17 protein-coding genes are annotated in these 19266 nt (G+C 70.5%); 3 read left to right on the forward strand and 14 right to left on the reverse strand.

Annotation, left to right across the window (positions count from 1 at the left end):
* Window positions 1-34: 34 nt before the first annotated feature.
* Window positions 35-841, reverse strand: coding sequence for an HAD family hydrolase (locus tag ACFWW8_RS29895; RefSeq protein ID WP_386533543.1), 807 nt, complete (start codon window positions 839-841; stop codon window positions 35-37).
* A 141-nt stretch (window positions 842-982) separates the two neighbouring features.
* Here ACFWW8_RS29895 and fahA point away from each other — a divergent pair, with 141 nt between their 5' ends.
* The 3 genes from fahA (at window position 983) to ACFWW8_RS29910 (ending at window position 3694) form a co-directional block, all read left to right on the forward strand.
* The gene (gene fahA, locus ACFWW8_RS29900; protein ID WP_386533546.1) at window positions 983-2206 is read left to right on the forward strand and encodes a fumarylacetoacetase; all 1224 of its coding nucleotides are present in this window, start codon (window positions 983-985) and stop codon (window positions 2204-2206) included.
* Between the two features lie 173 nt (window positions 2207-2379).
* Window positions 2380-2985: a hypothetical protein gene (locus tag ACFWW8_RS29905; RefSeq protein ID WP_386533548.1), complete on the forward strand. Its 606-nt coding sequence runs from the start codon at window positions 2380-2382 to the stop codon at window positions 2983-2985.
* 109 nt (window positions 2986-3094) lie between these two features.
* Window positions 3095-3694 carry a Uma2 family endonuclease gene (locus ACFWW8_RS29910; RefSeq protein WP_386533551.1) on the forward strand — a complete coding sequence of 200 codons (600 nt, stop codon included), beginning with the start codon at window positions 3095-3097 and terminating at the stop codon, window positions 3692-3694.
* A gap of 65 nt (window positions 3695-3759) precedes the next feature.
* Here the strand turns inward: ACFWW8_RS29910 and nuoN are convergent, their stop codons facing one another.
* Genes nuoN through ACFWW8_RS29975 form a run of 13 tightly spaced genes read right to left on the reverse strand, consistent with a single transcriptional unit; the run spans window position 3760 to window position 19258 of the window.
* On the reverse strand, window positions 3760-5406 hold the full coding sequence (gene nuoN, locus ACFWW8_RS29915) for an NADH-quinone oxidoreductase subunit NuoN (RefSeq protein ID WP_386533634.1): 1647 nt from the start codon (window positions 5404-5406) through the stop codon (window positions 3760-3762).
* A 5-nt stretch (window positions 5407-5411) separates the two neighbouring features.
* A complete protein-coding gene (locus ACFWW8_RS29920) occupies window positions 5412-7013 on the reverse strand; it encodes an NADH-quinone oxidoreductase subunit M (protein ID WP_386533553.1) in 1602 nt (533 codons plus the stop codon).
* A 1-nt stretch (window position 7014) separates the two neighbouring features.
* Window positions 7015-8985, reverse strand: coding sequence for an NADH-quinone oxidoreductase subunit L (gene nuoL / locus ACFWW8_RS29925; RefSeq protein WP_386533556.1), 1971 nt, complete (start codon window positions 8983-8985; stop codon window positions 7015-7017).
* A gap of 12 nt (window positions 8986-8997) precedes the next feature.
* The gene (gene nuoK / locus ACFWW8_RS29930) at window positions 8998-9297 is read right to left on the reverse strand and encodes an NADH-quinone oxidoreductase subunit NuoK (RefSeq protein ID WP_007265827.1); all 300 of its coding nucleotides are present in this window, start codon (window positions 9295-9297) and stop codon (window positions 8998-9000) included.
* Complete coding sequence (locus ACFWW8_RS29935; RefSeq protein ID WP_386533558.1) at window positions 9294-10109, reverse strand: NADH-quinone oxidoreductase subunit J; 816 nt, start codon at window positions 10107-10109, stop codon at window positions 9294-9296. The genes nuoK and ACFWW8_RS29935 overlap by 4 nt, the downstream gene beginning before the upstream one ends.
* Window positions 10106-10696 carry an NADH-quinone oxidoreductase subunit NuoI gene (gene nuoI / locus ACFWW8_RS29940; RefSeq protein WP_386533561.1) on the reverse strand — a complete coding sequence of 197 codons (591 nt, stop codon included), beginning with the start codon at window positions 10694-10696 and terminating at the stop codon, window positions 10106-10108. The genes ACFWW8_RS29935 and nuoI overlap by 4 nt, the downstream gene beginning before the upstream one ends.
* A gap of 3 nt (window positions 10697-10699) precedes the next feature.
* Window positions 10700-12052: an NADH-quinone oxidoreductase subunit NuoH gene (gene nuoH, locus ACFWW8_RS29945; protein ID WP_386533564.1), complete on the reverse strand. Its 1353-nt coding sequence runs from the start codon at window positions 12050-12052 to the stop codon at window positions 10700-10702.
* Window positions 12049-14556, reverse strand: a complete 2508-nt coding sequence (locus tag ACFWW8_RS29950) for an NADH-quinone oxidoreductase subunit G (RefSeq protein WP_386533567.1) — start codon at window positions 14554-14556, stop codon at window positions 12049-12051. The genes nuoH and ACFWW8_RS29950 overlap by 4 nt, the downstream gene beginning before the upstream one ends.
* The gene (gene nuoF, locus ACFWW8_RS29955; RefSeq protein WP_386533570.1) at window positions 14553-15932 is read right to left on the reverse strand and encodes an NADH-quinone oxidoreductase subunit NuoF; all 1380 of its coding nucleotides are present in this window, start codon (window positions 15930-15932) and stop codon (window positions 14553-14555) included. The genes ACFWW8_RS29950 and nuoF overlap by 4 nt, the downstream gene beginning before the upstream one ends.
* A complete protein-coding gene (gene nuoE / locus ACFWW8_RS29960; RefSeq protein WP_386533573.1) occupies window positions 15932-16669 on the reverse strand; it encodes an NADH-quinone oxidoreductase subunit NuoE in 738 nt (245 codons plus the stop codon). The genes nuoF and nuoE overlap by 1 nt, the downstream gene beginning before the upstream one ends.
* Window positions 16666-17988, reverse strand: a complete 1323-nt coding sequence (locus tag ACFWW8_RS29965; RefSeq protein WP_386533576.1) for an NADH-quinone oxidoreductase subunit D — start codon at window positions 17986-17988, stop codon at window positions 16666-16668. The genes nuoE and ACFWW8_RS29965 overlap by 4 nt, the downstream gene beginning before the upstream one ends.
* Window positions 17988-18707 carry an NADH-quinone oxidoreductase subunit C gene (locus ACFWW8_RS29970; RefSeq protein WP_267724072.1) on the reverse strand — a complete coding sequence of 240 codons (720 nt, stop codon included), beginning with the start codon at window positions 18705-18707 and terminating at the stop codon, window positions 17988-17990. The genes ACFWW8_RS29965 and ACFWW8_RS29970 overlap by 1 nt, the downstream gene beginning before the upstream one ends.
* Complete coding sequence (locus ACFWW8_RS29975) at window positions 18704-19258, reverse strand: NADH-quinone oxidoreductase subunit B family protein (RefSeq protein WP_007265818.1); 555 nt, start codon at window positions 19256-19258, stop codon at window positions 18704-18706. The genes ACFWW8_RS29970 and ACFWW8_RS29975 overlap by 4 nt, the downstream gene beginning before the upstream one ends.
* Window positions 19259-19266 lie beyond the last annotated feature (8 nt).

The following is a 19266-nucleotide window of genomic DNA, read 5'->3' on the forward strand; positions in this document are numbered from 1 at the left end:
CCGTCCGGCGGGGACGGTGTGCGCGGCGGCCCCGTCAGGGGAAGAGGCGTTCGAGGACGACCGCGATGCCGTCGTCCTCGTTGGACAGCGTCACCTCGTCGGCCACGGCGAACAGCTCGCGGTGCGCGTTGGCCATCGCCACCCCCCGGGCGGCCCACGCGAACATCGGGATGTCGTTCGGCATGTCCCCGAAGGCGATCGTCCCCGCGGCCGACGCCCCCAGGAACTCCGCCGCCCGGGCCAGCCCGCTGGCCTTGTCGATGCCCGGCGGCTGGAGTTCCACCGTGTGCTCGCCGGCCATGGTGACGTTCACCAGGTCGCCGACCACCGCCCGCGCGAGCCGCGTCAGCTCGTCGTCGTCCAGCTCGGGGTGCTGGAGCAGCACCTTGTTGATCGGGGCCGACCACAGGTCCGACCTGCGCGGGACCGGGACCGTCGGCAGGTGGGGGTGCCACATCCGGTAGCCGGGCCCTATCAGCATCTCCGCGTCCACCCCCTCCTGGTTGACCGCCGCGTAGACCTCGCCGATCTCCGCCTCGATCTTGCCGAGGGCCACCTCGGCCAGCCCCCGGTCCATGGAGACGGAGTGCAGCAGAACCCCGCGCGCCGCGTCGTACACCTGCGCGCCCTGCCCGCACACCGCGAGCCCCGAATAGCCGAGGCCGTCCAGGACGTGCCGGACCTGCGGGACGGGGCGTCCTGTGACGATGATGTGGCGGGCTCCGGCGGCGCGGGCCGCTGCGAGTGCCTGGTGGGAGCGGTTGGAGACGGTGTCACCGGCGCACAGCAGAGTCCCGTCCAGGTCGGTGGCGATCAGGTCAAAGGGGAGGGCGGAAGTCACGGCGCCAAGGATACGGACCCCGTTGGACAAGTCCTACAAATAGTGCCCGAATCCGGCCTCCCGCAGGCACCATCAGCCACGTAACGTGTCAACCAGCCCCCGGGACACCCCCGGACCGCGTCGAAAGCGAGGCAGCACCCCATGCCCCAGCAGAGCCCCCTCGATGTCCCCGAGGGCGACCCGTTCGGGCCGCACAACCTCCCCTACGGCGTCTTCTCGACCGCCGGGGAGAGCCGCCGCCGGATCGGTGTACGCATCGGCGGGCACGTGCTCGACGCGGGGGCGGCCGCCGCCGCGCTCGGCTCCCCGTACGCCGGGCTGCTCGGGCAGCCCTCCCTCAACCCGCTGCTGGCCGCCGGGCGCACCGCCTGGCGCGACGTGCGCCGCGCGCTGACCGCGTGGGTCACCGACCCCGGCCACCGCCCGGCCGTGGAGCCGCACCTGCTGTCCCTGGACGCGGTCGAGCTGCACCTGCCGTACGAGGTCGCCGACTACGTCGACTTCTACGCCAGCGAGCACCACGCGACCAACGTCGGGAAGATCTTCCGCCCGGACGGGGACGCGCTGACCCCCAACTGGAAGCATCTGCCGATCGGTTACCACGGCCGCTCGGGAACGATCGTCGTCTCTGGCACGGACGTCGTACGCCCCTCCGGGCAGCGCAAGGCCCCGGCCGACGCGGCGCCCGTCTTCGGCCCGTCCGTCAAGCTCGACATCGAGGCCGAGGTCGGCTTCGTCGTCGGCACCCCCTCCGAGCGGGGCCGTCCGGTGGCGCTGGGCGAGTTCGAGGACCACGTCTTCGGCCTCTTCCTCCTCAACGACTGGTCGGCGCGCGACGTGCAGGCCTGGGAGTACGTGCCGCTCGGCCCGTTCCTCGGCAAGTCCTTCGCCACCTCCGTCTCCGCCTGGGTCACCCCGCTGGAGGCCCTCGACGCCGCCCGCGTCGCCCCTCCCGCCCGGGACTTCCCGCTCCTGCCGTACCTCGACGACGCGGCCGGCGACCGTCCCGGCGGCTTCGACCTGCACATCACCGTCTCCCTCAACGGGCAGGAGGTCTCGCGGCCGCCGTTCGCCTCGATGTACTGGACGGCCGCCCAGCAGCTCGCCCACATGACCGTCAACGGCGCCTCCCTGCGCACCGGCGACGTCTACGGTTCCGGCACCGTCAGCGGCCCGGACGCGGACCAGCGCGGCTCGCTGCTGGAGCTCACCTGGAACGGCCGCGACGCCATCGAACTCGCCGACGGCAAGCGGACGTTCCTGGAGGACGGCGACACCGTCACCCTGACCGCCTGGGCCCCGGGCCCCGACGGCACCCGCGTGGGCCTCGGCGAGGTCACCGGCCGCATCACCGGCTCCCGCTAGCGGGATCGGGGCGGCGCGGGCCGCGCCGGTACCCGACGCCCCCTCACACGACGCCCCGTCACGCGGGCCGCACCCCTTTGGGTGCGGCCCGCGTGCGGCGCGCGCGGGGGACCGGGATGGTGGTCGGACGGTTCGGGAACCCGTACCCCGTACCCCCACCCGGAGGAGCCGCCATGCCCGTACGCAGCCTGAAGGCCGTTCTCGCCTGCGCCGCCACCGTGTCGCTCGGCCTGGTCGCCGTGGCCCCGGCGCACGGCGTCGAGGGGCCCGCGCCCGACCCGCGCAATTCCAGGGCGATGAAGGACATGGCGACGGCGATCCGGGCGACGGCCAGGTACGTGGACGAACGCGCGGCGCTCAGGGACGGGTACGTCCCGAAGGGCGCGGCCTGCATGACCAACCCGTTCGGCGTCGGCGCCATGGGCTACCACTACGTCAAGCAGGCCAACTGGGGCTCCATGGACCCCGCGAAGCCCACCGCGCTCCTCTACAGCAGCGAGAAGGACCGCCACGGCCGTCGCACGCTCCAGACGGTGGAGTGGATGGCGACCGACGGGGACCAGGACCTGAAGACCGCCGGCGACCGGCCGAGCATGTTCGGGCTGCCGTTCGACGGGCCCATGCCGGGCCACTGGGCGGGCATGCCCAAGCACTACGACCTGCACATGTGGGCGTACAAGAAGAACCCGGCCGGCCGCTTCCACAACTGGAACCCCGCGCTGACCTGCCCGAAGAAGGCCCCGGCCGCGGGCGGCTCCGGACACGCGCACGGGCACTAGCCCGCACCGGCCGGGGCCGTCACGTGCTTCCCGCATATGACTCACTCAAAAGGACGGTGTTGCGCGGATCCCCGGCGATACGCTGGCGGCACTCGCGAGACTCCGGCTCATGGGAGCACTGATGAACCCGGAACACAGCTGGCCGATCCCCCCGCCGGGCGGCTGGACTGCCGACGACCTGGACACGCTTCCGAATCTGCCTCCGCACACGGAGCTGATCGACGGGAGCCTGGTCTTCGTGAGCCCGCAGACTCAATTCCACATGCGTGCGGTCAACTTTTTCACCTGGCAGCTCATGGATCAGCAGCCACCGGACTCGGAGGTCTTCCGCGAGTTCACGATCGACATCGATCGTCACAATCGCCCCGAACCCGATGTCATCGTCGTGGACGAGAGTGCCATGGGCGACCTGGACCAGACCCGGCTCCCTGCGGGGTCCGTCCGCCTGGCCATCGAAGTGGTCTCGCCCGAGTCCGTCGGTCGTGATCGCGGCGTCAAACCGGTCAAGTATGCGCAAGCGGGCATTCTTCACTTCTGGCGCGTCGAGAACAAGGATGGTCGCGCCGTGGTCTACGTCTACGAACTGGACCCGTCGACCGGGAGCTACGGGACTGCGGGCATCTTCCACGACCGCCTGAAAGTCTCGGCTCCCTTCCCCATCGACCTCGACCTGACCGCCATCACTGCGAAACGGCGCACCGCCGAGTAACACCGCACACGCAACAGGGCCCGGCCCCCCGAAGGGGACCGGGCCCTGCGCCGTGCCGGGACCGGTCAGCGGACGAACGTGCTCGCCTGCCCGGCCAGTTCCAGGAAGTACTGCGGGGCCACGCCCAGCACCAGCGTGACCGCGACGCCCACCGCGATGGTGGTCATCGTCAGCGGCGAGGGCACGGCCACCGTCGGGCCGTCGGCCTTCGGCTCGCTGAAGAACATCAGCACGATCACCCGGACGTAGAAGAACGCGGCGATCGCGGACGAGATGACGCCCACCACGACCAGCGCCCCGGCACCGCTCTCCGCGGCCGCCTTGAACACGGCGAACTTCCCGGAGAAGCCGGACGTCAGCGGGATGCCCGCGAAGGCAAGCAGGAACACGGCGAAGACCGCCGCGGTCAGCGGCGACCGCCGCCCCAGCCCGGCCCACTTGGACAGGTGCGTGGCCTCGCCGCCCGCGTCGCGCACCAGCGTGACCACCGCGAAGGCGCCGATCGTCACGAAGGAGTACGCGCCCAGGTAGAACAGCACGGACTTGACGCCCTCCGCCGAGGTCGCGATGACACCGGCCAGGATGAAGCCCGCGTGCGCGATCGAGGAGTACGCCAGCAGCCGCTTGACGTCCGTCTGGGTCACGGCGATCACCGCGCCCGCCAGCATCGTCACGATCGCGACGCCCCACATCACCGGCCGCCAGTCCCAGCGCAGGCCCGGCAGGACCACGTAGAGGAGGCGCAGGAGGGCGCCGAAGGCGGCCACCTTCGTCGCGGCCGCCATGAAGCCGGTGACCGGGGTCGGGGCGCCCTGGTAGACGTCCGGGGTCCACATGTGGAAGGGGACCGCGCCGACCTTGAAGAGCAGGCCCATCAGGATCAGCGCGCCGCCGATCAGCAGCAGCGCGTCGTTGCCCATGGTGGCGGCGAGCGCCGGGTCGACCTTGGTGACCGTGCCGTCGACCACGTCGGCGATCGCGGCGTACGAGACCGAGCCCGCGTACCCGTAGAGCAGCGCGATGCCGAAGAGGAGGAAGGCGGAGGAGAAGGCGCCCAGCAGGAAGTACTTCACCGCGGCCTCCTGCGACATCAGCCGCTGGCGGCGGGCGACGGCGCAGAGCAGGTAGAGCGGGAGGGAGAAGACCTCCAGCGCGATGAACAGCGTCAGCAGGTCGTTGGCCGCCGGGAAGATCAGCATTCCGGCGATCGCGAACAGCGCCAGCGGGTACACCTCGGTGGTGGTGAAGCCCGCCTTCACGGCGGCCTTCTCGCTCTCGCTGCCCGGTACGGACGCCGCCTGCGCGGCGAAGGAGTCGACCCGGTTGCCGTGCGCCTCCGGGTCCAGGCGCCGCTCGGCGAACGTGAACACGGCCACGATCGAGGCCAGCAGGATGGTGCCCTGGAGGAACAGCGCCGGCCCGTCGACGGCGATGGCGCCCATGGCCGCGACCTGCGCCTTGGTGCTCCCGTACCCGCCGGCGGCGAGGCCGACGACCGCCGCGAAGGCCGAGGCCAGCGCGGCGACGGCGAGGAACAGCTGGACGTAGTAGCGGGACCTGCGGGGGACGAAGGCCTCGACGAGGACTCCGATGATCGCCGCGCCCACCACGATCAGCGTGGGCGCGAGCTGCGCGTACTCGATGACCGGCGCCGGGATCCGGTCGACCGGTCCGTCGGCCGCCAGAGTCCACAGGCCCTGGGCAGCAGTCACGGTGCTCACTTGGCCGCCTCCCCATTCTTCGCAGGCACGGCCTCGACGGCCACTTCGGGCGCCGGGTCGGTCTGCTTCACGTCGGACATGGTGTGCTGTACCGCCGGATTGACGATGTCGGTCAGCGGCTTCGGGTAGACGCCCAGTCCGATCAGCAGCACGATCAGCGGCGCGACCACCAGCACCTCCCGCAGGTGCAGGTCCGGCATGGTGCGGACCTCCTCCTTCACGGGGCCGGTCATCGTCCGCTGGTAGAGCACCAGCGTGTACAGCGCGGCCAGCACGATGCCGGTGGTGGCGATGATGCCGACGACCGGGTACCGGGCGAACGTGCCGACCAGGACCAGGAACTCGCTGACGAAGGGCGCCAGGCCCGGCAGCGAGAGGGTGGCGAGGCCGCCGATCAGGAAGGTGCCCGCGAGGACCGGGGCCACCTTCTGGACGCCGCCGTAGTCGGCGATGAGCCGGGAACCGCGCCGCGAGATCAGGAACCCGGCGACCAGCATCAGCGCCGCCGTCGAGATCCCGTGGTTGACCATGTACAGCGTCGCCCCGGACTGGCCCTGGGAGGTCATCGCGAAGATGCCCAGGATGATGAAGCCGAAGTGCGAGATCGAGGCGTACGCGACCAGCCGCTTGATGTCCCGCTGGCCGACCGCGACCAGCGCGCCGTAGACGATGCTGATCAGGGCCAGGACCAGGATCACCGGGGTGGCCCACTTGCTGGCCTCCGGGAACAGCCCGAGGCAGAAGCGGAGCATCGCGAACGTGCCGACCTTGTCGACGACCGCGGTGATCAGGACGGCGACCGGTGCGGTGGCCTCGCCCATCGCGTTCGGCAGCCAGGTGTGCAGCGGCCACAGCGGGGCCTTCACCGCGAAGGCGAAGAAGAAGCCGAGGAACAGCCATCGCTCGGTGTTGGTCGCCATGTCGAGCGTGCCCGCGGCGCGGGCGGCGGTGATCTCCTGGAGCGAGAAGTTCCCGGCGACCACGTAGAGCCCGATGACGGCGGCCAGCATGATCAGGCCGCCGGCCAGGTTGTAGAGGAGGAACTTGACCGCCGCGTACGAGCGCTGCGCGGCCGCGTTCTCGTCGGACCCCGAGTGGGCCCGGTCGCCGAAGCCGCCGATGAGGAAGTACATCGGGATGAGCATGGCTTCGAAGAAGATGTAGAAGAGGAAGACGTCGGTGGCCTCGAAGGAGATGATCACCATCGCCTCGACCAGCAGGATCAGGGCGAAGAAGCCCTGCGTCGGCCGCCAGCGGGACGAGGAGGTCTCCAGGGGATCGGCGTCGTTCCAGCCGGCCGCGATCACGAAGGGGATCAGCAGCGCGGTGAGCGCGATGAGCACCACGCCGATGCCGTCGACCCCGAGCTCGTAGCGGACGCCGAAGTCGGCGATCCAGGCACGGGACTCGGTCAGTTGGTAGCGGTCTCCACCCGGCTCGAAGCGGATCGCGACGAGCACGGCCAGGGCCAGGGTCGCCAGCGAGAACAGCAGCGCGAGCCATTTGGCGAGCGTCCGGCGGGCGGCCGGGACGGCCGCCGTCAGGATCGCGCCGACCGCGGGTACCGCGGCCGTCACCGTCAGAAGCGGGAAATTCATCTCACACCGCCCTCATCAGCAGGGTCGCGGCGATCAGGATCGCCGTGCCCCCGAACATCGAGACCGCGTAGCTGCGGGCGTAGCCGTTCTGGAGCTTGCGCAGCCGGCCCGACAGCCCGCCGACGCCGGCGGCCGTCCCGTTGACCACTCCGTCGACCAGGCTGTGGTCCACGTACACGAGGGAACGGGTCAGGTGCTCCCCGCCGCGCACCAGCACGACGTGGTTGAAGTCGTCCTGGTAGAGGTCCCGGCGGGCGGCCCGGGTGAGGACCGAACCGCGCGGGGCGACCACCGGGACGGGCCGCCGGCCGTACATCGACCAGGCGATCGCGACACCGGCGGCCAGGACCACCATGGTGGCCGCGGTCACCGCCATGGCGCTGACCGGCGGGTGGCCGTGCTCGTAACCGGTGACGGGTTCCAGCCAGTTCAGGAAGCGGTCGCCGATGCTGAAGAACCCTCCCGCGAAGACGGATCCGAAGGCGAGCAGGACCATGGGGATGGTCATCGACTTCGGGGACTCGTGAGGGTGGGGCATCTCCCCGGAGCCGTGCGGCGAAGCCGCGGGCTCGTCGCCGGACACGGCACGTGCCACCGTCCCGTCCTGCTGCACCGCGCCGGAGGCTGTCGGCTGCCAGCGCTTCTCGCCAAAGAAGGTGAGGATCATGACGCGGGTCATGTAGAAGGCGGTGATGCCGGCGCCCAGCAGGGTGACCCCACCGAGGATCCAGCCCTGGGTGCCCCCCTTGGCGAAGGCCGCCTCGATGATCATGTCCTTGGAGAAGAAGCCGGACAGGCCGGGGAAGCCGATGATCGCCAGGTAGCCGAGGCCGAAGGTCACGAAGGTGACCGGCATGTACGTGCGCAGGCCGCCGTACTTGCGCATGTCGACCTCGTCGTTCATCCCGTGCATCACGGAACCAGCGCCGAGGAACAGACCGGCCTTGAAGAAGCCGTGCGTGACCAGGTGCATGATCGCGAAGACGTAGCCGATCGGGCCGAGGCCCGCGGCGAGGATCATGTAGCCGATCTGCGACATCGTCGAGCCCGCGAGGGCCTTCTTGATGTCGTCCTTCGCGCAACCGACGATCGCACCGAAGAGGAGCGTGACCGCGCCGACGACGGTGACCACCAGCTGGGCGTCGGGCGCTCCGTTGAAGATGGCGCCCGAGCGGACGATCAGGTAGACGCCCGCGGTGACCATGGTGGCGGCGTGGATCAGGGCTGAGACCGGGGTCGGGCCCTCCATCGCGTCACCGAGCCAGGACTGGAGCGGCACCTGCGCCGACTTGCCGCAGGCGGCCAGCAGCAGCATCAGGCCGATCGCCGTCAGCGTGCCCTCGGACGTCTCGCCGACCGCGCCGAGCACCGGGCCGAAGGCGAAGGTGCCGAACGTGGTGAACATCAGCATGATCGCGATCGACAGGCCGATGTCGCCGACGCGGTTGACCAGGAAGGCCTTCTTCGCGGCGGTGGCCGCGCTGGGCTTGTGCTGCCAGAAGCCGATCAGGAGGTACGAGGCGAGGCCGACGCCCTCCCAGCCGAAGTACAGCAGCAGGTAGTTGTCGGCGATGACGAGCAGCAGCATCGCCGCGACGAACAGGTTCAGGTAGCCGAAGAAGCGGCGGCGGCGCTCGTCGTGCTCCATGTACCCGATCGAGTACACGTGGATGAGCGTGCCCACCCCGGAGATGAGCAGGACGAACGTCATCGACAACTGGTCGAGCTGGAACGCGATGTCGGCCTGGAAGCCCTCCACCGGAATCCAGCTGAACAGGAACTGGTGCAGGGTGCGGTCCTCGGCGCCGCGTCCCAGCATGTCGGCGAACAGCGCGACCCCGATGCCGAAGGACACGGCCGCCAGCAGCGTGCCGATCCAGTGGCCGGTCTTGTCGAGGCGCCGGCCGCCGCACAGCAGCACCACCGCTCCGAGCAGGGGCGCCGCCACCAGCAGCGCAATCAGATTCTCCACGGTGAACGCCCCTTACAGCTTCATCAGGCTGGCGTCGTCGACCGAGGCCGAGTGGCGGGTACGGAACAGGGACACGATGATCGCGAGGCCCACCACGACCTCCGCGGCGGCGACGACCATCGTGAAGAAGGCGATGATCTGGCCGTCGAGGTTGCCGTGCATGCGGGAGAAGGTCACGAAGGCGAGGTTGCAGGCGTTGAGCATCAGCTCGACGCACATGAACAGCACGATCGCGTTCTTCCGGATCAGCACGCCGGCCGCGCCGATGGTGAACAGCAGGGCCGCCAGGTACAGGTAGTTGACCGGGTTCACTTCGAGGCCTCCTCACGGCCGAGGCGCTCCGCGGAGGCCTGCTCCAGCGCCTTGAGGTCGTCCAGGGCCTGGCCGGAGACGTCCCGGATCTGGCCGCGGGCCCGCAGGGTCTGGTTGACCGTCAGCTCGGACGGGGTGCCGTCCGGCAGCAGGCCCGGGACGTCCACCGCGTTGTGCCGGGCGTAGACGCCGGGGGCGGGCAGCGGCGGGAGCTGGACGCCGTCCCGCACGCGCCGGTCGGCGAGCTCGCGCTGGGTGGCGGCCCGCTCGGTGCGCTCGCGGTGGGTGAGCACCATCGCGCCGACGGCGGCGGTGATCAGCAGCGCGCCGGTGATCTCGAAGGCGAAGACGTACTTGGTGAAGATCAGCTGGGCCAGGCCCTCGACGTGGCCGCCGGAGTTGATCCGGCCGAGCCCGTTGAAGTGGGTGATCCCGGCGTTGCCGATGCCGGCGATCAGCAGGATCCCGAAGCCGAGTCCGCACAGGGCGGCCAGCCAGCGCTGGCCCTTGATGGTCTCCGTCAGGGAGTCGGCGGCGGTGACGCCGACGAGCATGACCACGAAGAGGAAGAGCATCATGATCGCGCCGGTGTAGACGACGACCTGGACGACGCCCAGGAAGTACGCCCCGTTCGCGAGGTAGAAGACCGCCAGGATGATCATCGTCCCGGCCAGGCTCAGCGCGCTGTGCACGGCCTTCTTCATCAGGATCGTGGCCAGCGCGCCGACGACGGCGACGGTGCCCAGGATCCAGAACTGCACGGCCTCACCGGTGGAGGTGAGCGAGGTGGCCGCAGCGGCGATCGTGCTCATGCCCCCACCTCCTCGGATTCGTCCGCCGTCGTCTCGCCCTTGGACACCGCGACCTGCCGGACCGTGCCCGGGGCGGCGCCCGTCACCAGTCCGCGGTAGTAGTCCGTGTCGTCCATGCCGGGGAAGATCGAGTGCGGCGCCTCGACCATGCCCTCGGTGAGGCCGGAGAGCAGCTGCTCCTTGGTGTAGATGAGCGCCTCGCGGCTGGAGTCGGCCAGTTCGAACTCGTTCGTCATGGTCAGCGCCCGCGTCGGGCACGCCTCGACGCACAGCCCGCACAGGATGCAGCGGGCGTAGTTGATCTGGTAGACGGCGCCGTACCGCTCACCCGGGGAGTAGCGCTCCTCCTCGGTGTTGTCCGCGCCCTCCACGTAGATCGCGTCGGCGGGACAGGCCCAGGCGCACAGTTCGCACCCGATGCACTTCTCCAGACCGTCCGGGTGCCGGTTGAGCTGATGCCGTCCGTGGAAGCGCGGGGCGGTGGTCTTCTGCTGCTCCGGATACTGCTCGGTGAGGCGCTTCTTGAACATGGCCTTGAAGGTCACGCCGAAGCCGGCCACCGGGTTCTGCCACTTGTCGTCGGACATCTCTCAAGCCTCCTCTCGGTCACTGTCGGAATTCGTCCCGCCGCTGACGATCAGCTCCCGCTCGTCGCGGGACCTCCGGCGCGGTACGGGTGCCAGCTGCTGGCCGGGCTTGGGCGGTACGGGGAACCCGCCCGCCATCGGGTCGAAGGGCTCCGCGTCGTGGTCCGCCTCCCGGGCCGCCGCCTTCTCCCGCTTGTCGCGGAAGAGGTCCACGACGAAGGACAGGAGCAGGATCGCCACGACGGCGCCGCCGACGTAGAGGACGATCTCGCTGAAGTCGTAGGCCTCGTTGCGCAGCGCGCGGACGGTGGCCACGAGCATCAGCCAGACCACCGAGACCGGGATCAGGACCTTCCAGCCCAGCTTCATCAGCTGGTCGTAGCGCACGCGGGGCAGCGTGCCGCGGAGCCAGATGAAGAAGAAGAGGAGGAGCTGCACCTTGAGGACGAACCAGAGCATCGGCCACCAGCCGTGGTTCGCGCCCTCCCAGTAGGTGGAGATCGGCGCCGGGGCCCGCCAGCCGCCCAGGAACAGGGTGACCGAGACGGCCGAGACGGTGACCATGTTGACGTACTCGGCGAGCATGAACAGCGCGAACTTGATGGAGGAGTACTCGGTGTTGAAGCCGCCGACGAGGTCACCCTCGGACTCCGGCATGTCGAAGGGGGCGCGGTTCGTCTCGCCGACCATCGTGATCACGTAGATGATGAAGGAGACCGGCAGCAGGATGATGTACCAGCGGTCCGCCTGGGCCTCGACGATCGCCGAGGTCGACATCGACCCGGAGTAGAGGAAGACCGAGGCGAAGGCCGCGCCCATCGCGATCTCGTACGAGATCATCTGCGCGCAGGAGCGCAGGCCGCCGAGGAGCGGGTAGGTCGATCCGGAGGACCATCCGGCGAGCACGATGCCGTAGATGCCGACCGAGGCCACCGCGAGGATGTAGAGCATCGCGATGGGCAGGTCGGTCAGCTGCATCGTGGTGCGCTGGCCGAAGATGGAGACCTCGTTGCCCGCGGGCCCGAAGGGGATCACCGCGATGGCCATGAAGGCCGGGATGGCCGCGATGATCGGGGCCAGGACGTAGACGACCTTGTCGGCCCGCTTGACGATCAGGTCTTCCTTCAGCATGAGCTTCACGCCGTCGGCGAGCGACTGGAGCATGCCCCAGGGGCCGTGCCGGTTGGGGCCGATGCGCAGCTGCATCCAGGCGACGACCTTGCGTTCCCACACGATGGAGAACAGCACGGTCACCATCAGGAAGGCGAAGCAGAAGACTGCCTTGACGACGACGAGCCACCAGACGTCGCGGCCGAAGAGGGAGAGGTCCTCCGCGGCGATCTGTACCGCGTTCACGCGTCCACCTCCGCAGTGCTGGTGCCCGCGCCGGCCGGGGTCGCCGGGCCGATGCGCACGAGGGTGCCCGGTCGGGCGCCGGTGTCGGCGAGGACGCCGGATCCGGTGGAGTTCAGCGGGAGCCAGACCACGCGGTCGGGCATCTCGGTGATCCGCAGCGGCAGTTCCACGGTCCCGGCGGGGCCGGTGACCGCGAGGACGTCGCCGCTCTTGACGCCGGTCTCGGCGGCCGTGGCCGCCGACAGCCGGGCGCTGGCCTCGTGCCGGGTGCCGGCCAGGGCGTCGTCGCCGTCCTGGAGGCGGCCCTGGTCGAGGAGCAGCCGGTGGCCCGCGAGGACCGCCTCGCCCGCTCCGGGGCGGGGCAGCGGCTCCGGGTCGGTGGACTGCTCGGAGGCCAGCGCGCCCTCCCACGGGCCGAGCCGCTCCAGCTCCCGGCGTACGGCGTGCACGTCGGGCAGGGCGATCGGCCGGTCGGCCGCGTCGGCCAGCATGTGCAGGACGCGCGAGTCGGCGGGGGCGAGGCGCCGCGTCATCTGCTCGGGCTTGAGGGAGGCCTCGAACGGCCGGACCCTGCCCTCCCAGTTGACGAAGGCGCCCGGCTTCTCGACGACCGCGGCGACCGGGAAGACCACGTCGGCGTGGTCGGTGACCTCGCTGGGCCGCAGTTCCAGGGAGACCACGAAGGCCTCCTGGAGCGCGGTGCGGGCGCGGGCCGGGTCGGGCAGGTCGGCGACCTCCACGCCCGCGACCAGCAGGGCGGACAGCTCGCGGGTGGCGGCGGCCTCGACGATCTGGCCGGTGTCGCGGCCGTAGCGGTGCGGGAGTTCGTCCAGGCCCCAGGCGGTGGCCACCTCGTCGCGGGCCCGCGGGTCGGTGGCCGGGCGGCCGCCGGGCAGCAGGGACGGCAGCGCGCCCGCCTCGACGGCGGCCCGCTCCCCGGCCCGGCGCGGGATCCACACCAGCTCGGCGCCGGTGGCGTTGGCGGCCCGTACGGCGGCGGTCAGCGCGCCCGGGACGCCGGCGAGGCGCTCCCCGACCACGATGACGGCGCCGGGCTGGCGCAGCGCGTCGGCGGCGGCGGAACCGCCGGCCTCCAGGCCGCCGCGGGTGGCCAGCGCGTCGAGCCACTCGGGCTCGGTGCCGGGGGCGGCGGCCAGCAGGGTGCCGCCCGCCTTGGCCAGGCCCCGGGTGGTGAAGGGGGCGAGCGCGAAGGTCCGCTGCTTGTGCTTGCGGTGGGCCTTGCGCAGCCGCAGGAAGACGCCGGGGGCCTCCTCCTCGGCCTCGATGCCGGCGAGCAGCACCGCGGGCGCCGCCTCCAGCGAGGCGTACGTGACGCCGGCGCCGTCGAGGTCCTTGCCGGTGCCGGCGACGGAGGCGGCCAGGAACTCGGCCTCCTCCGCGCTGTGCACGCGGGCCCGGAAGTCGATGTCGTTGGTGTCGAGCACCACGCGCGCGAACTTGGCGTACGCGTAGGCGTCCTCGACGGTGAGCCGGCCACCGGTCAGCACACCGGTGCGGCCGCGCGCGGCGGCCAGCCCGTTGGCCGCGGCCTCCAGCGCCTCGGGCCAGCTGGCCGGGGCGAGGATGCCGTCGGTGCCGCGCACCAGCGGGGTGGTGAGCCGGTCCGGGCGCTGCGCGTAGCGGAACCCGAAGCGGCCCTTGTCGCAGATCCACTCCTCGTTGACCTCGGGGTCTTCGGCGGCCAGGCGGCGCAGCACCTTGCCCCGCCGGTGGTCGGTCCGGGTCGCGCAGCCGCCCGCGCAGTGCTCGCACACGCTCGGGGAGGAGACGAGGTCGAACGGGCGGGAGCGGAACCGGTAGGCGGCCGAGGTGAGCGCGCCGACGGGGCAGATCTGGATGGTGTTGCCGGAGAAGTACGACTCGAACGGGTCGCCCTCGCCGGTGCCGACCTGCTGGAGCGCGCCGCGCTCCAGCAGCTCGATCATCGGGTCGCCGGCGATCTCGTTGGAGAAGCGGGTGCAGCGTGCGCACAGCACGCACCGCTCGCGGTCCAGCAGCACCTGGGTGGAGATCGGGACGGGCTTCTCGTAGGTCCGCTTCCTGCCCTCGAAGCGGGACTCGGCGTTGCCGTGGGACATCGCCTGGTTCTGCAGCGGGCACTCGCCGCCCTTGTCGCAGACCGGGCAGTCCAGCGGGTGGTTGATGAGCAGCAGCTCCATCACCCCGCGCTGGGCCTTGTCGGCGACCTCCGACGTCAGCTGCGTCTTGACGACCATGCCGTCGGTGCAGGTGATCGTGCAGGAGGCCATCGGCTTGCGCTGGCCCTCGACCTCGACGATGCACTGGCGGCAGGCGCCGGCCGGCGGGAGGAGGGGGTGGTCGCAGAACCGGGGGATCTCGATGCCGAGCTGTTCGGCGGCCCGGATCACCAGGGTGCCCTTGGGCACCGACAGCTCGATGCCGTCGATGGTCAGCGACACCAGGCTCTCCGGGGGGACGGCGGCCTCCCCGCCACCGGCCGGCGCGTTGCTGGTGATGGTCATGCGTTCACCTCCGTGTCAGCCCAGAGGGTCGACTTCTTGGGGTCGAAGGGGCAGCCCTTGCCCGTGATGTGCTGCTCGTACTCCTCGCGGAAGTACTTGAGCGAGGAGAAGATCGGACTGGCCGCACCGTCGCCGAGGGCGCAGAAGGACTTGCCGTTGATGTTGTCGGCGATGTCGTTCAGCTTGTCGAGGTCGGACATGACGCCCTTGCCGGCCTCGATGTCGCGCAGCAGCTGGACCAGCCAGTACGTGCCCTCGCGGCACGGGGTGCACTTGCCGCAGGACTCGTGGGCGTAGAACTCGGTCCACCGGGTGACGGCCCGCACCACGCACGTCGTCTCGTCGAAGCACTGGAGCGCCTTGGTGCCGAGCATCGAGCCGGCCGCGCCGACGCCCTCGTAGTCGAGGGGCACGTCGAGGTGCTCGTCCGTGAACATCGGGGTCGAGGAGCCGCCCGGAGTCCAGAACTTCAGCCGGTGTCCGGGGCGCATCCCGCCGCTCATGTCGAGCAGCTGGCGCAGGGTGATGCCGAGCGGGGCCTCGTACTGGCCGGGGCCGGAGACGTGGCCGGAGAGCGAGTAGAGCGTGAAGCCGGGGGACTTCTCCGTCCCCATCGCCTTGAACCAGTCCTTGCCGTTGTTCAGGATCGCGGGCACCGAGGCGATGGACTCGACGTTGTTGACGACGGTGGGGCACGCGTAGAGCCCCTCGACGGCCGGGAAGGGCGGCCGCAGCCGGGGCTGTCCGCGCCGGCCTTCGAGGGAGTCGAGCAGCGCCGTCTCCTCGCCGCAGATGTACGCGCCCGCCCCGGCGTGCACCGTGATGTCGAGGTCGAGTCCGCTGCCGAGGATGTCCTTACCGAGGTATCCGGCCTCGTACGCCTCGCGCACCGCCTCGTGCAGGCGCCTCAGCACCGGTACGACCTCGCCGCGCAGGTAGATGAAGGCGTGCGCGGAGCGGATCGCGTAGCAGGCGATGATCATGCCCTCGATGAGGGAGTGCGGGTTGGCGAAAAGGAGCGGGATGTCCTTGCAGGTGCCCGGCTCCGACTCGTCCGCGTTCACGACCAGGTAGTGCGGTTTGCCGTCGCCCTGCGGGATGAACTGCCACTTCATCCCGGTGGGGAAGCCCGCGCCGCCGCGGCCGCGCAGGCCGGAGTCCTTCACGTAGGCGATGAGGTCGTCGGGGGTCATCGCGAGCGCCTTGCGCAGGCCCTCGTACCCCTCGTGGCGCAGGTAGGTCGCCAGCGTCCACGACTGCGGGTCGTCCCAGAACGCCGACAGGACGGGCGCCAGGAGCTTCTCCGGGCTGCCGCCTCCCCCGGTTTCCGGCTGGGAGGTGTCCCCGCGGCTTTCCTTCGGAGTGGACACGGCCATCACTCCCCTCCCTGGGTGGTCGTCTCGCCACGCGGGTGCACGATCGAGGTGTGCGGGGTCTCGCCGCGGGCGATGCGCAGCCCGATGAGGGAGGCGGGGCCGGCGCCGCCGGTGGCCTCCACGGCGCCCTCGCGCTCGTCCGGGAAGCCGGCCAGGATGCGGGCCGTCTCCTTGTACGTGCACAGCGGCGCGCCCCGGGTCGGCTCGACCGGGCGGCCGGCCAGCAGGTCGTCGACCAGGGCCTTGGCGGACTCGGGGGTCTGGTTGTCGAAGAACTCCCAGTTCACCATCACCACGGGGGCGAAGTCGCAGGCCGCGTTGCACTCGATGTGCTCCAGGGTGACCTTGCCGTCGGGGGTGGTCTCGCTGTTGCCCACCCCGAGGTGCTCCTTGAGCTCCTCGAAGATGGCGTCGCCGCCCATCACCGCGCACAGCGTGTTCGTACAGACGCCGACCTGGTAGTCGCCGGAGGGCTCCCGCCGGTACATCGTGTAGAAGGTGGCCACGGCGGTGACCTCGGCGGTGGTCAGGCCGAGCACGTCGGCGCAGAAGCGGATGCCGGTGCGCGAGACGTAGCCCTCCTCCGACTGGATCAGGTGGAGCAGGGGCAGCAGCGCGCTGCGGCTGTCGGGGTAGCGCGCGATGACCTCGGCGGCGTCCGCCGCGAGCCGTTCGCGCACCTCCGCCGGATAGTCCGGGGCGGGCAGCCGGGGCATGCCCAGGTGGATGTCGGTCATCGGTCGACGCCTCCCATCACGGGGTCGATGGAGGCGACGGCGACGATGACGTCGGCGACCTGGCCGCCTTCGCACATCGCGGCCATGGCCTGCAGGTTGGTGAAGGACGGGTCCCGGAAGTGGACCCGGTAGGGGCGGGTGCCGCCGTCGGAGACGACGTGGACGCCGAGTTCGCCCTTGGGCGATTCGACGGCCGCGTAGGCCTGCCCGGCGGGGACCCGGAAGCCCTCGGTCACCAGCTTGAAGTGGTGGATGAGGGCCTCCATGGAGGTGCCCATGATGTTCTTGATGTGGTCGAGGGAGTTGCCGAGGCCGTCGGGACCCATGGCGAGCTGCGCCGGCCAGGCGATCTTCTTGTCGGCGACCATCACCGGCCCCGGCTCCAGCCGGTCCAGGCACTGCTCGACGATCCGCAGCGACTGGCGCATCTCCTCCAGGCGGATCAGGAACCGCCCGTACGAGTCGCAGGTCTCGGTCGTCGGGACGTCGAACTCGTACGTCTCGTAACCGCAGTACGGGTCCGACTTGCGCAGGTCGTGCGGCAGGCCGGCGGAGCGCAGCACCGGGCCGGTGGCGCCGAGCGCCATGGCTCCGGTCAGGTCCAGGTAGCCGACGTCCTGCATGCGGGCCTTGAAGATCGGGTTGCCGGTGGCGAGCTTGTCGTACTCCGGCAGGTTCTTCTTCATGGTCTTGACGAACTCGCGCAGCTGGTCGACCGCTCCCGGGGGCAGGTCCTGGGCGAGGCCGCCGGGCCGGACGAACGCGTGGTTCATGCGCAGGCCGGTGATCAGCTCGAAGACGTCCAGGATCAGCTCGCGGTCGCGGAAGCCGTAGATCATGATCGTGGTCGCGCCCAGCTCCATGCCGCCGGTGGCGATGCACACCAGGTGGGAGGAGAGCCGGTTGAGCTCCATCAGCAGGACGCGGATGACGGTGGCGCGGTCCGGAACCTGGTCGGTGATGCCGAGCAGCTTCTCGACGCCGAGGCAGTAGGCCGTCTCGTTGAAGAACGGCGTCAGGTAGTCCATGCGCGTCACGAAGGTGGTGCCCTGCGTCCAGTTCCGGTATTCGAGGTTCTTCTCGATGCCGGTGTGCAGGTAGCCGATGCCGCAGCGGGCCTCGGTGACCGTCTCGCCGTCGATCTCCAGGATCAGGCGGAGCACTCCGTGGGTGGACGGGTGCTGGGGGCCCATGTTGACGACGATCCGCTCGTCGTCCGCACGGGCCGCCGACTGGACGATCTCGTCCCAGTCGCCGCCGGTGACGGTGTAGACGGGGCCTTCGGTGGTCTCCCGGGAGGAGGCGTGTGAAGTGGACATCAGCTGTACGACCTCCGCTGGTCGGGAGCCGGGATCTGGGCGCCCTTGTACTCGACGGCGATGCCGCCGAGCGGGTAGTCCTTGCGCTGCGGGAAGCCCTGCCAGTCGTCCGGCATCATGATCCGCGTGAGGGCGGGGTGCCCGTCGAAGACCAGGCCGAAGAAGTCGTAGGTCTCGCGCTCGTGCCAGTCGTTGGTCGGGTAGACCGCGACCAGCGAGGGGACGTGCGGGTCGCTGTCCGGGACCGACACCTCCAGCCGCAGGATCCGTCCGTGGGTGAGCGAGCGCAGGTGGTAGACGGCGTGCAGCTCGCGCCCCTTGTCGCCGGGGAAGTGCACCCCGGAGACGCCGGTGCAGAGCTCGAAGCGCAGGGCCGGGTCGTCGCGCAGGGTGCGGGCGACGCGGACGAGGTGCTCGCGGGCGATGTGGAAGGTCAGCTCGCCCCGGTCGACCACCGTCTTCTCGATGGCGTTCCCGGGGAGCACGTCCTGCTCCTCCAGGGCCCCTTCGAGCTCGTCGGCGACCTCGTCGAAGTACGAGCCGTACGGGCGGCTGCTCGCGCCCGGCAGGGCCACGGTGCGGACCAGGCCGCCGTAGCCGCTGGTGTCGCCGCCTGCCGCCGCGCCGAACATGCCCGTGCGGACGCCGATGACCTCGGGGCCCTGGGCCCGCGGAGCGGGGACGTTGCTGCCGTTCTCCGGCTCTTGTGTCTCGCTCACCGGAGCAGCCCCTTCATCTCGATGGTGGGGAGCGCCTTGAGGGCCGCCTCCTCCGCCTCGCGGGCGGCCTCTTCCCGGTTCACGCCGAGCTTGGAGCCCTGGATCTTCTGGTGGAGCTTGAGAATCGCGTCCATCAGCATCTCGGGGCGCGGCGGGCAGCCGGGCAGGTAGATGTCCACCGGGACGATGTGGTCGACGCCCTGGACGATGGCGTAGTTGTTGAACATTCCGCCCGAGGATGCGCACACCCCCATGGAGATGACCCATTTGGGAGCGGGCATCTGGTCGTACACCTGGCGCAGCACGGGCGCCATCTTCTGGCTGACCCGGCCGGCCACGATCATCAGGTCGGCCTGGCGCGGGGAGCCGCGGAAGACCTCCATGCCGAAGCGGGCCAGGTCGTAGCGGCCCGCACCCGTGGTCATCATCTCGATGGCGCAGCAGGCGAGGCCGAAGGTCGCGGGGAAGACGGATGACTTGCGCACCCAGCCCGCGGCCTGTTCGACGGTGGTCAGCAGAAAGCCGCTCGGCAGCTTCTCTTCCAGTCCCATGGAAAATT

This window comes from Streptomyces sp. NPDC058701 (assembly GCF_042715295.1).
In the GTDB taxonomy this organism is placed as follows: domain Bacteria; phylum Actinomycetota; class Actinomycetes; order Streptomycetales; family Streptomycetaceae; genus Streptomyces.

What these genes read in the sequence shown, in the direction of transcription:
- fahA (WP_386533546.1), top strand. Translation starts at nt 983, where the DNA reads ATGCCCCAGCAGAGCCCCCTCGATGTCCCCGAGGGCGACCCGTTCGGG.
- ACFWW8_RS29905 (WP_386533548.1), top strand. Translation starts at nt 2,380, where the DNA reads ATGCCCGTACGCAGCCTGAAGGCCGTTCTCGCCTGCGCCGCCACCGTG.
- ACFWW8_RS29910 (WP_386533551.1), top strand. Translation starts at nt 3,095, where the DNA reads ATGGGAGCACTGATGAACCCGGAACACAGCTGGCCGATCCCCCCGCCG.
- ACFWW8_RS29920 (WP_386533553.1), bottom strand. Translation starts at nt 7,013, where the DNA reads ATGAATTTCCCGCTTCTGACGGTGACGGCCGCGGTACCCGCGGTCGGC.
- ACFWW8_RS29935 (WP_386533558.1), bottom strand. Translation starts at nt 10,109, where the DNA reads ATGAGCACGATCGCCGCTGCGGCCACCTCGCTCACCTCCACCGGTGAG.
- nuoI (WP_386533561.1), bottom strand. Translation starts at nt 10,696, where the DNA reads ATGTCCGACGACAAGTGGCAGAACCCGGTGGCCGGCTTCGGCGTGACC.
- ACFWW8_RS29950 (WP_386533567.1), bottom strand. Translation starts at nt 14,556, where the DNA reads ATGACCATCACCAGCAACGCGCCGGCCGGTGGCGGGGAGGCCGCCGTC.
- nuoF (WP_386533570.1), bottom strand. Translation starts at nt 15,932, where the DNA reads ATGGCCGTGTCCACTCCGAAGGAAAGCCGCGGGGACACCTCCCAGCCG.
- nuoE (WP_386533573.1), bottom strand. Translation starts at nt 16,669, where the DNA reads ATGACCGACATCCACCTGGGCATGCCCCGGCTGCCCGCCCCGGACTAT.
- ACFWW8_RS29965 (WP_386533576.1), bottom strand. Translation starts at nt 17,988, where the DNA reads ATGTCCACTTCACACGCCTCCTCCCGGGAGACCACCGAAGGCCCCGTC.
- ACFWW8_RS29975 (WP_007265818.1), bottom strand. Translation starts at nt 19,258, where the DNA reads ATGGGACTGGAAGAGAAGCTGCCGAGCGGCTTTCTGCTGACCACCGTC.